This is a genomic window from Pseudomonas sp. PVC-5-1 (genome assembly GCF_057444345.1).
On the sequence record NZ_CM172024.1, the window covers coordinates 132,362 to 144,773 of the forward strand.

Sequence of the window (12,412 nt, forward strand, 5' to 3'; positions counted from 1 at the left end):
TCGCAACATCACAAATATCGCATATCCGAATTCGCTGGGCTGTCCATCTGGACATTCTGGCAACAGAATTTCTTGACGACCATAGAGCATTGGAACCACCTGATCCCATCCCGAACTCAGTAGTGAAACGATGCATCGCCGATGGTAGTGTGGGGTTTCCCCATGTGAGAGTAGGTCATCGTCAAGATTCATTTCGCAAAACCCCTATCTGCACATGCAGGTAGGGGTTTTGTCTTTAAGTAGGAACTACAGAGATTCGCAGGTACGTCCGAGGGACGGGCCAGCACACAGAATTTCTTGACGACCATAGAGCATTGGAACCACCTGATCCCATCCCGAACTCAGCAGTGAAACGATGCATCGCCGATGGTAGTGTGGGGCTTCCCCATGTGAGAGTAGGTCATCGTCAAGATTCAAATCCAAAGCCCCTGTCTGCGATGCAGACAGGGGCTTTGTCTTTCAGGCCCAAAAAACCCAGGGCTTGTGTGCGTCGCAATCAGGTCAGAACTGATAGCTGACCGTGGCACTGACATTGCGCTCTTCACCCATGTAGCAGTAGTTCAAGCTGGCACACGAAGTGATGTAGCTTTCATTGGTAAGGTTGTTGGCGTTCAAGCGCACATCCATCCCCCGCAGCCCGACCTTGCCCAGGTCATAGCCGATTGAGGCGTCGAACAGGGTATAGGAGGGCACCTTCATACTGTTTTCCGCATCCACCCAGCTGTACCCCACATACCGCACCCCACCACCCAAGCGCAGGCCATCCAGGGCCCCCTGGTGGAAGTTGTAGTCAGCCCAAAGCGAGAACATCTGTTTCGGTGCCTGGGTTGGCGAATTGCCCTTGTTATCCAGGTTGCCGGACACCAGGCTGGGCATCGACTTTGCGTACTCGATATCGGTAAAGGTATAGCCGCCCAGCAGCTTCAAGCTGTCGGTCAGTTGCACATGGGCCTCCAGTTCAAGCCCTTGTGAGCGAACTTGCCCTACAGGGCGATAGAAGTCCTCGTCAGGCTGCTTCGAGGCCAGGTTCTCTTGCTCGATGCGGAACACCGATGCGGTGAACAGATTGTCGCTACCCGGCGGCTGATACTTGATACCAGCCTCCCATTGAGTGCCCTCGGTCGGTGCCAGAGGGCGGCCTTGCTGATCGGACACGGTATTGGGGTTGAACGACTCCGAGTAGCTGACATAGGGCGCAATGCCATTCTCGAACAGGTAGAGCACCCCTGCGCGAGTAGTGAATCTGGAGCGCTGGTCACTGACTTTGGTGTTGCTGTCGCGATTCTCCTCGGACACCTTTACCCAGTCCTGGCGCAGTCCCAATGAGAAGCGCCATTGGTCCAGCTCCACCAGGTCCTGCAGGTAAACGCCCGTTTGTTGCAGGCGCCGCTGGTAACGGTTCTCGCCCAGCACCTGAAGGTTGCCGTTGCCGTACTGCGGGTTGCCGGCGTCCAGCGGATCGACTGTGCCATAACGCCAGGCTACGTCGGCCTTGCGTCGCTGGTAGTCGGCGCCCAGCAGCAGGGTGTGTTTGGCGGCCCCGGTAAAGAATTCCGCCTGCAGCATGTTATCGATGATGTACGAATGCAGGCGTTCGTCGCCGCCGGTATAGGCGCGGTTGAGGATATTGCTGTCGGCATCCGCCCAACCGGCGGAATACACCTGATCCATCGACACGTCGGTATCCTGGTAACGGAAGTTCTGGCGTGCTGTGAACACATCGTTGAAGCGATGCTCGAACTGGTAGCTGAAGGACTGTTGGGTACGCTCGTAGTTGTCGATACCCGGCTCGCCTTCGAAGAAGTGGTCAGACAGGCGCAATCCGTTGCGCTTGTGCAGCATGCCATCTGCGGGGTTGCCGCCGTGATAGCCGCCGTTGGGGTCGTGTTGCAGGTAGGCCTGCAGGGTGAGCGAAGTGTCTTCGCTGAAGTCGATGCTGACGGCCGGCGCGATGGCGTAGCGTTCTTCCTTGTTGTGGTCGAACTGCGTATCGGAAGCATCCGCCAGGCCTGTCAGGCGATAAGCGATACGCTTGTGGTCATCCACGGGGCCGCTGAAATCGAAACCCATGCCACGCTGGCCTTGGGTACCGAGGGTGGCATGGACTTGATGGTAGGGGGTGAACAGCGGCTTCTTGGTGGTCAGTGCCACCAGGCCTCCTGGCGAGCTACGGCCATACAGTACTGAAGACGGTCCCTTGAGAATATCGATGCGCTCAAGGAAGTATGGGTCCACCTGCATGGTGCTGTAGGTCCCGTTGTCTCCCATCGACTTGAGCCCGTCCACGTAGATGTTGTCTACCGAGCCGTCGTTGAAGCCTCGCATGGCTACATAATCATAACGGTGGGTCGCCCCATAGGGGTTGGTCAGTACCCCAGGTGTGTAGCGCATGGCTTGGGCAACGGTTTGTGAGCCTTGGTCGTCCATCTGCTGACGGGTAACCACCGAGACCGATTGTGATGTCTCTACCAGCGGCATGCTGGTCTTGGTCGCCACCTGGCTGTGGGTAGCGTTGTAACCCTCCATGCTGCCCAATGCATTGCCAAGGGTGAAGCTACGGACATCGGTGTCTGGCAATGACAATGCAGCGCCTTGGGGTTGTACCTGCAGCACGTAGCTGCGGCCGTTCTGGTTGACGGCTTCCAGGCCGCTGCCATTTAGCAACTGGCGCAGTGCCTGATCGGTAGAGTACTGCCCCTGCAGGCCGTTCGACTGCAAGCCTTGGGTGAGTTGGGGTGTGCTCGACAGGGTGATGCCAGCCTGGCGGGCGAACTCGTTGAGCACATCATCCAACTGACCTGCCGGGATCGCATAGCGGTGGCTCACCTGGGCCGTTTCAGCTGCTATGGAAAGTTGTGTTACGGCTGTCAGGCCCAAGACGGTGCCAAACAGGGCAGCCCGGACTGCTTTGCGTAAAAGCACTGAGTGCAAGACAGGTCGAAAATCATTCGCATTTAATGTGCGCATATGCACGGGAGCGGTAGGCATGTGGGGTCCGTTGAAGTGAGAGGGCAGGAGGTGTCGCTTACTGTCCTAGCCGGACCGACATTCAAAACCCGTCAAAAAGATATTGGGGCCGCTACGCGCCCCATCGCCGGCAAGCCAGCTCCCACAGGTATTGCATAGCCCTCAGGCCTTGTGCGATCTCTGTGGGAGCTGGCTTGCCGGCGATGGGCTGCATAGCAGCCCTGAACGCAAAAGCCGCCGTCAGCTCAGGCCAGCCCCTCCACGCGCACCCACCAGCGTGTACGTTGGCGAAGCCGTACGGGTAGCGTCCGTGGTAGCAGCTGTAGCAGTTGCTCCGGGTCTTCGAGGCGGAATACACCCGACAGGCGCAAATCGGCAATGTCGTCGTTGCAGCCCAGATAACCATGGCGATAACGGCTGACCTGCGCAAGGAAGTCGAACAGGCGCATGTTCCGGGTGACGATCAGGCCTTCTGTCCAGGCCATCGCATCCATGTCCACCTGCTCGAGCCGGTGTGTGCCTAACGCATCCAGACGCCAGTTCTGGCCGCTTTCGATCCATTGCAGCTGGCCATTGTCAGGCCGGTGTATCGCCACCCTGCCATGGCTGACACTGACCTGCGTGCAGTCGCTGTCCTGACGCGCCACAAAGCGTCCTTCGAACCCTTCCAGTAACGCGTCACGAGTTTCTACAAGCAAGGAACGCTGCGGGTTGCAGGCAATCATCAATTCCCCCTGCTTCAGGCGGACCAGGCGCTGCTGGTCATTGAAGGCCAGGTCGACGGTACTGCGGGTGTTGAGTTGCATCTGCGAGCCATCGGGAAGCGCAAAGCTGCGTCGTTCGCCCGTGCCGGTGGCGTAGTCTGATGTCCAGTCGTTGACCGCATCGAGGTCTTTTCCCAGCCATGCCGCCGTCCCTACCATGGCAACGCCGCCAAGCAGTTTCAGCGCCTGCCGACGATGCAGGCGGCGCTGGCTGGTCTCCAGGGTTTGCAAAGCCAGCCCGGCACCGGGTATGGCACGCAGGTCGAGGTCCTGATGCAGGTGAATTACTCGTTGCCAAGCCTGCTCGTGTTCGTGGTGGGCAGTGCGCCATTGCCTGCACTCTTGTTGCAGGGCAGGGGCATGCCCGCTCTCGCGCAGCCTCAGCATCAACTGGATGGCCTGCTTGACTGCTGTTGCGCCGGGCTGTGAAGCGGTCATTGCGTCAACACTCGTCGGCGTAGCGCAGCAAGTAGCAATGGTAGAGCGCGTCGGCGATATAGCGCTCCACGGTACGCACCGAGATCCCCATCTGGTCGGCGATCGCCTGGTGCTTCAGCCCCTCGCATTGGGCAAGCAGGAATGCACGACATACTTTGGGTTTGAGGCCTTCGAGCATGCGCGCGATGCGCTCCAGCAATTCCAGCAGCAGCTCACGGGTTTCGGCCGAAGGGGCCTGCGCTTCCGGCAACTGTGCCAGCGCCTCGAGATAGGCCCTGTGCAGTTCCTCGCGCCGCCAGTGGTCGATCACGAGCCCACGCGCAACCGTTCTCAGGAAAGCCCGGGGTGTGTTCAGTTGCAGATGTTCGCGACGTTGCAACAGGCGTACGAAGGTGTCCTGGGCCAGGTCTGCGGCATCGGCGGCGTTGCCCAGCTTGCTGCGTAGCCAGGCATGCAACCAGCCGTGGTGGTCACTGTAGAGCGTTTGCACGGAATCGTTGCTGGGCATGGGTGAGGGCGCTGCTATCAATGGACATGAATGATAATTAGTCTCATTGTTGGCGGTAGCCGATCAATTTGCAACCCAGCCGACTGCACCATGCGTGCAGTCACTACTCGCTAGCGCCCCAGTTGCGTATCCAGATACTTGCGGATTACCCGCGATGCGTTATTCAGGTGCCGTTCCAGCACCGCTACCGCTTCGTCCACCAGCTTGTCGCCAGCCGCATCCGCCAGTGCGTTGTGATCGTCCTGGGTGAGCTTGCCCAGGCCCATGGACGAAAGATGAAACCGCAGGAAGCGTTCTTCCTCGTTCAGTTCGTCCTCGATCAGGCGCAGCAGTTTCTTGTTCGGCGCCTTGTTGTACAACGACATGTGGAACAGGCGATTGAGGCGGCCGATTTCAGCGTGACGGGTTTCGTTTTCCAGTTGCTGGATATACCCGCGGGCGCTGGCGATGTCGCTGGCATCGAGCAGCGGAATGGACTGGCGCAGCGCCTCGGTCTCGAGCAGCACGCGCAGGGCATAGGTGTCCACCGCGTCCTCGCCGATCAACGGCGCAACCACCGCACCCTTGTGCATTTCCACTTTCAGCAGCGATTGCGCCTCGAGCTGGCGCAGGGCCTCGCGCACGGGCATGCGGCTGACACCGAACAAGGTGGCGAGCTCTTGTTGTCTTACGGCAGTACCTGGAGGCAAGCGGCCATCAAGAATGGCACTGCGCAGGCGTTCTTCGATCACGCCACGGGCCTGGTGCGGCAACAGCTGCTCGCTGGCCAGCACATTGCTCAATTTGATTTTCTCGGCCACGCGACGTCTGCCTCAACGATGACTAAAGTTGGATCCAATGACACTAGTAACAGCTCTTGGGGGTGTCAAACCTTTACCGGTAATGGAACCGGCGCCCCAAAAGCGCGGCTATGGTGGATGAAGTCGCCTGTCAAAGGAAGCGGCCTATAAAAGGTTATAACCAGAAAGTGTAGGTCGAGTGACCGGCGGGTGCATGATTGCAGGGTGCCATTGTCTTTTGCCGTGGCAAGCCGCACCATCGCTGCTTTCGACTGGCCTGAACAGGGCTTCGCAGTGGCGATATCCTGGATGCTCAAAACCGTTGTGCAACGTGTCGGCTTTGCTGCGCTGCTGGGCAGCCTGCTGCTGGGCGGCTTGCACGCGGATTGGGACTTTTCCCAGATCAGCCGCAAGTCGCAGGCCCTGTATGGCCCCTTGGGCGCCGGGCAGGGCCGTATCGATGCCTGGCAGAGCCTGATGGCTACGCAGAAGCAGGGTACGGAGCTTGAGCGATTGCAGGTGGTCAACCGCTTCTTCAACCAGCAATTGCGCTATGTAGAGGACATCGACCTGTGGCATGAGGTCGACTATTGGGCCACACCGGTGCAGGCGCTGATCAAGGGTGCAGGGGACTGCGAGGACTACGCCATCGCCAAGTATTTCAGCCTGCGGCGCATGGGTATTCCCAGTGAAAAGCTGCGCATCACCTACGTAAAGGCGCTGCGGCAGAACCGGGCGCACATGGTCCTGACCTATTATTCAAGCCCACAGGCACAACCATTGGTGCTCGACAGCCTGATGGATGCCATCAAGCCGGCGAGCCAGCGTACCGACTTGCTGCCGGTGTACGCCTTCAATGGTGAGGGATTGTGGCTGACGGGCGCCGCAGGCAACAAGAAGGTCGGCGATACCAAGCGGCTGTCACGCTGGCAGGATTTGCTGAAGAAAATGCAGGCCGAAGGGTTCCCGGCCGAGCCGGTTTACTGAAGGAGCACAGATGTCACTGTTCAAACAATTGCTGTTGGCCATTTGCCTGTTCCTGGTGGTCGCCTTCAGTGGCAGTTTCATGGTCAGCCTGGAAAGCTCGCGCAGCCAGTACGTCAACCAGTTGCGCTCGCACGCCCAGGATGCGGCGACAGCGCTGGCGCTGTCGCTGACGCCGAATATCGATGATCCGGCGATGGTCGAGCTGATGGTCAGTTCGATCTTCGACAGTGGTTACTACTCAAGTATCAAGGTTGTCGACCTAGGCTCCAATGCTGTGCTGGTAGAGCGCCACGACGAGCCGGACCCCGGCGGTGTACCGCGCTGGTTCGTGGGCCTGATCGGCCTGGAAGCTGCCGGCGGCGATGCCATCGTCAGCCGTGGCTGGCAGCAGGCTGCGCGCGTTGAGGTGATCAGCCACCCGATGTTCGCCATTGCCAAGCTCTGGCAAAGCGCCCTGGGCAGCCTGGGTTGGCTGCTGCTGTGTGGTGCGGCCAGTGCGGTACTCGGCGCCTTGCTCCTGCGTCGCCAGTTGCGGCCGCTGGACTACATGGTTGAGCAGTCCCACGCCATTGCCCGCCGCGAATTCCTCAGCCTGCCCGAGTTGCCGCGCACACCGGAGCTGCGTCGGGTAGTGCAGGCGATGAACCAGATGGTCGAGAAGCTCAAGGCACTGTTCACCGAGCAGGCCGAGCGCAGCGAGCGGCTGCGTGCCGAGTCTTACCAGGACAGCCTGACCGGGCTCTCCAACCGCCGTTATTTCGAGATGCAGTTGAACATGCGTGTGAGCAACCTGGAAGAAGCGCGCGCCGGTTACCTGCTGTTGCTGCGGGTCCAGGGGCTGGCGGGGTTGAACGCCCGTCTTGGCGGCCAGCGTACCGACCAGTTGCTACAGGCTGTGGGTGAGCAGTTGCGTCGCACCTGTGCCAGCTATCCGGAAACCAACGATCTGATTTCCCGTAGCCGCGGGGGCGAGTTTGCCGTGTTGGCGCCGGGCATGGTGCATGAAGAGGCGGTACAGCTTGCCCAGGCCTTGGAAGCAACGCTGCACAGTCTGCACGAAACAGGCGCCAGTGATATCGACCCGGTGGCTTGTATCGGCCTGGCGCCGTTCAGCCCCGGTGATTCACCACAGGCATTGCTGAAGCTTGCCGACGAGGCGCTGGCGCGCGCCGAGAACCAGCCAACACCGGGTTGGGTATGCCTTGAGCAAGGTGTGGCTGCAGTTGCTGCGGATAGCCAGCATGTCTGGCATGAGCGGCTGGACCAGGCGTTCAACAATGGGCATTTCGAACTGTTCTTCCAGCCAGTGGTAGATTGCGCTTCTGTGCAACGGGTATTGCACCACAAGGTGATTTCGCGTTTGCAGGATGGCCATGGCGAGGCGCTGCCGGCAGGTCGCTTCCTGCCCTGGCTGGAGCGCTTCGGCTGGATGCCGCGGCTTGATGTGCTGGTGTTGGAGAAGGTGCTGGCGCACCTTCGAGGGCATGAACAGGTGTTGGCGCTGAACCTGTCCGCCGCCACCCTGGCCGACCCCAAGGCCCTCCAGCGTGTCTTCGAGCTTCTGGGCCAGAACACGGCGCTTGGCCCGCGGCTGGTTTTCGAAATTGGCGAGGAACAGTTGCCTGAGCAGGCGGTTCTGGAACAACTCACCCGGCGCCTGCACGCGCTTGGCTTCGGCTTGGCGCTGCAACGCTTTGGTGGGCGTTTCAGCATGATCGGCAACCTGGCGCACCTGGGCCTGGCATACCTGAAGATCGATGGCAGCTACATCCGCAACATTGACCAAGAGCAGCACAAGCGGCTGTTCATCGAGGCGGTCCAGCGTGCCGCACACAGTATCGACCTGCCGCTGATTGCCGAGCGGGTCGAGACGGAAGGTGAGCGGTTGGTGTTGCGGGAGATGGGTGTAGGCGGGATTCAGGGGCAGTTGGTTGGTGAGCCTGCCCCCTGGCGCTGAGGGTATGCGGTCCCTTGTAGGAGCGGCCTTGTGTCGCGAAAGGGCTGCACAGCGGCCCCAGGATTTCAGCAAAGACGCAAAAATCGCTGGGGCTGCTGTGCAGCCCTTTCGCGACACAAGGCCGCTCCTACAACGAACACGGTAGGAATGGCGGTCAACGCTCGCGCAACGCCTCCGAACGCGCCTTCATGATCGGCTTGAGCAGGTAGCTCATGATGGTCTTCTTGCCGGTCATGATATCGACCGTCGCCACCATCCCCGGAATAATCAGCAGCGGCTTCTCGTCAGTGCCCAGGTGGCTGCGGTCGGTGCGCAGCTTGATCAGGTAATAGGTGGTCTTCTTGTCTTCATCGGTGATGGTGTCGGCACCGATCTGCTCCAGCTTGGCCTTCAGCCCACCGTAGATGGTGTAGTCATAGGCCGTGAACTTGACCGTCGCTTCCTGACCAGGGTGCAGGAAGGCGATGTCCTTGGGCAGGATCTTCGCCTCGATAACCAGTGAGTCGTCCAGCGGCACGATTTCTATGATATCGCTGCCCGGCTGGATCACCCCGCCAATGGTATTCACCAGCAGTTGCTTGACGATACCGCGTACCGGCGAAGTAACCATGGTGCGGTGCACGCGATCATCCAGCGCCTTGCTGGTCGCCGTGGCTTTGTTCAGCTCTGTGCGCGCTTCGTTCAGCTGGGTCAGCGCTTCGCTACGGAATTTGCCACGGGTCTCTTCGATCTTGCTTTGCACCTCGCGAATGGCCGCCTCGGCACGCGGGATAGCCAGCGCTGTGGAGTCCAGCTGACCGCGGTTCTCCACCTCGGCACGACGCAGGCGCAGCACCTCAACCTGCGAGATTGCGCCGGTTGCCACCAGTGGCTCGGACATGCTGATCTCTTTACGCAACAGTTCCAGGCTGTTGGCGTACTGGGCGCGCTTTGAACTGAACTCGCGCAGCTCCTGCTGGCGCTGGACCAGTTGTTGCTGCAAGCCACCAATCTCGTCCTGCAGTTGCTGGCGCCGGCTCTGGTACAGCGACTCTTCGCTTGCTGCCTGGCTTGGCGCGGCCTTGCGCAGTTCCTCATCGATCTTCAACGGGGTGTCGCCCACTTCGGCACTCAGGCGCTCGACGCGCAAAGCCATGGCCAGGCGGTCGGCCTCGGTTTCACCCACGTTGGAGGCGAATCGGGTTTCATCCAGGCGCAGCAATGGCTGGCCCACTTCGACAATCTGCCCTTCCTTGGCGAAGATCTCGGCGACTATGCCCCCCTCCAGGTTCTGAATCTTCTGCACCTTGGACGACGGAATGGCCTTGCCTTCACCCCGCGTAACTTCGTCGATGGGCGCGACGCTGGCCCACACGATCAGGAACACGAAGAACAGGATTACGCCCCAGATGGTCAGCCGCACGACTCGCGGCGCATCCTCGATCAGGGCCTTGTTGACCTCTGGCAGCGGCTGCCCGCCCAGTGAATCGGACCCTTTGAAATAGCGCCGCAGGCCTTCCTTGAATTGCCCTACATCCAGCTTATGCAACACTGATCTGCCCCTTCTTCAGCGCATCCATGACCGCGGCTTTCGGGCCGTCGGCGACAATCTGCCCGCGATCGATCACGATCAGTCGGTCCACCAGTGACAGCAGCGAGGCACGGTGAGTGACCAGCAGCACCGTCTTGCCTTCCACTACCGCCTGCAGCCGCTGCTTGAGGCGTTCTTCGCCGGTGTTGTCCATGGCGCTGGTCGGTTCGTCCAGCAGCAGGATCTGCGGGTTGAGCAACAGCGCGCGGCCCAGGGCGACGTTCTGTCGCTGGCCGCCGGACAGGTTCTGCCCGCGCTCACCCACCTGCAGCTCGTAGCCGTCCGGGTGCAACCGGGCGAATTCATGTACGCCTGCCAGTTCAGCAGCCTGCAGGATCAACTCATCCTCGATGTAGCGGGCCCCGCTGACCAGGTTATCGCGCAGGGTACCGGCCAGCAGCTGAATGTCCTGCGGCACGTAGCCGATGTTGTGGCGCAGTTCGCTGACGTCGATCTGGCGAATGTCCACGCCGTCGACCAGCAGCGAGCCGCCGTCGGCCTCGTACAGGCCGACGATGAGCTTGGCCAACGAGCTCTTGCCCGAGCCACTGCGGCCGATGATACCCACCTTCTCGCCGGGGCGGATGGTGAGGTTGATGTTCTTCAGGGCCTGGTTCTGTTGGTTCGGATAGGTGAAATCGACCCCGCGGAACTCGACGCTGCCCTGCAGCACCTTGCGGCTCAGTGGGCGTTCTTCGAAGTTGCGCTCTTGCGGTAGTTCCATCATGTGGTCGGTGGAGACCATGGTCACCTTGGCTTGCTGGTAGCGGGCGAGCAGGCCGTTGAGCTGGCCCAGCGGCCCGAGGGCGCGGCCGCTGAGCATGTAGCAGGCTACCAGGCCGCCCATGCTCAGGTTGCCGTCGATGATCAGGTATACGCCGACACAGATCATTGCCACGCCTGCGAGTTGCTGGATCAGCAGGGTGATGTTCATCGCCAGGCTAGACAGCACTTTCACCCGCAGTTCGAGGCGGCTGAGGGTACCGAGGGTCTGCTCCCACATGTACTGGCGTTCGCTTTCGGCGTTGTTGACCTTTACCGCATCCAGGCCGGCAAGGGTCTCGATCAGGCTGGACTGGCGCTCCGAAGCCAGGGCCATGGTCCGTTCCATCGTCGCCATCAGTGGCCGTTGCAGTGCATAACCGATGCCCAGGGCCAGCGGGAAGGCGATGATCGGTATCCACACCAGATGCCCGCCAATGATGGCGATGACGATCAGGATAAGCACGGTGAAGGGCAGGTCGATCAGGCTGGTCAGGGTCAGCGAGGCGAGGAAGTCCCGCAGGCCCTGGAACTCATGAATGTTCTGGGCAAAGCTGCCGACCCTGGCAGGGCGGTACTTCATCGACATGCCGACGATACGTTCGAACAGCGTTGCCGAAATGATCAGGTCGGTCTTCTTGCCGGCCAGGTCCAGGCACAAGCCGCGCAGGCCCTTGAGGATCAGGTCGAAGATGTAGGCGCCGGCGATGCCGACGGCCAGTACCCAGAGGGTCGAGGTGGCCTGGTTGGGTACCACCCGGTCATATACGTTCATCACGAACAGTGGCGCGGCCAGGGCGATCAGGTTGATCACCAGGCTGGCGGCGATGGCGTCGATATACAGCCATTTGCTGCGCAGCAAGGTATCGCGGAACCACGACTTCGCCCGCGGGATGAGGTTGCCGTGGTTGACGTCGAACTTGTGCTGCGGCTGGGCAAAGAATACCCGGCCACTGTAATCGCTCTGCAGGGCTTCGCGGCTGACATGCACCTCGCCGCCATCGCTCTCGCTAAGCAACAGGCGTGCGGTGTCTTCGTTCTCCCAGCCCAGCAGGACGGCGCTGCGGCCTTCCTTGAGCAGCAACATGGCTGGCATGGCGATGCTCGGGATCTGCTCCAGCTTACGCTGCAGCAGGCGCCCCTGCAGCCCGGCCCTGGCGGCAGCGCGGGGCAGCAACTCGGGGCTCAGGCGCTGGGCCGGCAACGGCAGGCCGGTGGTCAGCATGACCCGGCTTGCAGGTTTCTGGTGCAGGACACACAGGCTCAACAGACTATCCAGCAGGGGATCGTCATGCTGACTGCGTGGATCGTGGCTGAGTTGGACTCGACTGACTTCGGATTCCACGCGGCGCTCTCTTCATCCTTGTGGTGGGTGGGGTGGGTGTGCCGCCGTTCAGGCTGGCTCACCCGTGCTGCCAGGCAGTGGTCATGAGGCTACGGCACCCTGGCGCTTGGGCAACGGGCTAATGGTCGCCTTGAATCGGTATTGAGTAAACAGTTCTGCGGTCTTCATTCCTGGCAGACGGTGCTGGGTGGTGGATGTTTCATTTTTGATCCAGTCAGCATCCAGGTCGAATCAGTTTTCAGCATAGCCTGCCATCCAGCTGGCGACAGAGGTGTTGCGGTATCGCTCTGCACCATTGTCAAGAAACAGGCGCTGATTTGTTGACGAACTTGCGC

At 60.5% G+C, this 12,412-nt stretch carries 8 protein-coding genes and 2 rRNA genes; 4 read left to right on the plus strand and 6 right to left on the minus strand.

Annotated elements, in window-relative coordinates; genetic code table 11:
* The first annotated feature begins 71 nt into the window (after positions 1–71).
* Positions 72–187, plus strand: a 5S ribosomal RNA gene (rrf, locus tag AC2T3R_RS00620).
* Positions 188–296: 109 nt separating this feature from the next.
* Positions 297–412: ribosomal RNA gene (gene rrf, locus AC2T3R_RS00625) — 5S ribosomal RNA — on the plus strand.
* Between the two features lie 89 nt (positions 413–501).
* Here the strand turns inward: rrf (AC2T3R_RS00625) and AC2T3R_RS00630 are convergent.
* From AC2T3R_RS00630 to AC2T3R_RS00645, 4 genes are all read right to left on the minus strand, one after another.
* Positions 502–2,967 carry a TonB-dependent siderophore receptor gene (locus tag AC2T3R_RS00630; protein WP_486745259.1) on the minus strand — a complete coding sequence of 822 codons (2,466 nt, stop codon included), beginning with the start codon at positions 2,965–2,967 and terminating at the stop codon, positions 502–504.
* A gap of 245 nt (positions 2,968–3,212) precedes the next feature.
* Positions 3,213–4,169, minus strand: a complete 957-nt coding sequence (locus AC2T3R_RS00635) for a FecR family protein (protein WP_486744485.1) — start codon at positions 4,167–4,169, stop codon at positions 3,213–3,215.
* 4 nt (positions 4,170–4,173) lie between these two features.
* Positions 4,174–4,677 (minus strand): sigma-70 family RNA polymerase sigma factor, encoded by a 504-nt coding sequence (locus tag AC2T3R_RS00640; RefSeq protein WP_023661994.1) that lies wholly within the window; start codon positions 4,675–4,677, stop codon positions 4,174–4,176.
* Between the two features lie 110 nt (positions 4,678–4,787).
* Positions 4,788–5,477, minus strand: coding sequence for a GntR family transcriptional regulator (locus AC2T3R_RS00645; protein ID WP_025337254.1), 690 nt, complete (start codon positions 5,475–5,477; stop codon positions 4,788–4,790).
* A gap of 204 nt (positions 5,478–5,681) precedes the next feature.
* Here AC2T3R_RS00645 and lapG point away from each other — a divergent pair, with 204 nt between their 5' ends.
* Positions 5,682–6,443, plus strand: a complete 762-nt coding sequence (lapG, locus tag AC2T3R_RS00650; RefSeq protein WP_486744486.1) for a cysteine protease LapG — start codon at positions 5,682–5,684, stop codon at positions 6,441–6,443.
* Between the two features lie 10 nt (positions 6,444–6,453).
* Positions 6,454–8,400, plus strand: coding sequence for a cyclic di-GMP receptor LapD (gene lapD, locus AC2T3R_RS00655; protein WP_023661997.1), 1,947 nt, complete (start codon positions 6,454–6,456; stop codon positions 8,398–8,400).
* A gap of 154 nt (positions 8,401–8,554) precedes the next feature.
* Here lapD and AC2T3R_RS00660 read toward each other — a convergent pair whose 3' ends face one another.
* Entirely contained in the window at positions 8,555–9,931 is a 1,377-nt protein-coding gene (locus AC2T3R_RS00660; protein ID WP_015268515.1) for an HlyD family type I secretion periplasmic adaptor subunit, read from the minus strand.
* Complete coding sequence (locus AC2T3R_RS00665) at positions 9,921–12,077, minus strand: type I secretion system permease/ATPase (protein ID WP_023661998.1); 2,157 nt, start codon at positions 12,075–12,077, stop codon at positions 9,921–9,923. The genes AC2T3R_RS00660 and AC2T3R_RS00665 overlap by 11 nt, the downstream gene beginning before the upstream one ends.
* Positions 12,078–12,412: the final 335 nt, after the last annotated feature.

Bases quoted from the DNA above. Each gene is read 5' to 3' on its own strand.
- AC2T3R_RS00630 (WP_486745259.1), bottom strand. From the start codon at position 2,967: ATGCGCACATTAAATGCGAATGATTTTCGACCTGTCTTGCACTCAGTG.
- AC2T3R_RS00635 (WP_486744485.1), bottom strand. From the start codon at position 4,169: ATGACCGCTTCACAGCCCGGCGCAACAGCAGTCAAGCAGGCCATCCAG.
- AC2T3R_RS00640 (WP_023661994.1), bottom strand. From the start codon at position 4,677: ATGCCCAGCAACGATTCCGTGCAAACGCTCTACAGTGACCACCACGGC.
- lapD (WP_023661997.1), top strand. From the start codon at position 6,454: ATGTCACTGTTCAAACAATTGCTGTTGGCCATTTGCCTGTTCCTGGTG.